Source organism: Photorhabdus tasmaniensis (assembly GCF_011189505.1).
GTDB lineage: Bacteria > Pseudomonadota > Gammaproteobacteria > Enterobacterales > Enterobacteriaceae > Photorhabdus > Photorhabdus tasmaniensis.
In genome coordinates this window covers 1-318 of sequence record NZ_PUJU01000244.1, presented here as the reverse complement: position 1 = coordinate 318, position 318 = coordinate 1, and the positions used below count along the sequence as shown (strand labels likewise).

At 46.2% G+C, this 318-nt stretch carries 1 protein-coding gene; it reads left to right on the top strand.

All coding sequences use genetic code 11. From position 1 onward, the window contains the following. Positions 1–187: 187 nt before the first annotated feature. Positions 188–318, top strand: a 131-nt coding sequence (locus C5471_RS23760) for a Hok/Gef family protein (RefSeq protein WP_166296738.1), incomplete at its 3' end; no start/stop codon positions are given.

The following is a 318-nucleotide window of genomic DNA, read 5'->3' as shown; positions in this document are numbered from 1 at the left end:
TAATATATAGATATATGTATTTTGCTTTGGTATATTCTGGGCGGGCGCTTGAGACTATCTGTCTCTGGCGCGCTGGAGCAGATAGAAGAAAGCCCCAAATGATCTTTCAATCAATTTGAGGCCTATCCTTATGCTAGACAACATAAGATTAGCCTCTTACACGCCGGAAGGCAAGGAGACGCTAACCATGCAACAGCAAAAAGCGGTACTTATCGCTATTATCGTAATCTGTATTGCCGCTTTAGCGGCTGTGCTGGTCACGAGGAAGGATCTCTGTGAGGTTCGCATCCGAAGCGGCCAAACGGAGGTTGCTGTTTT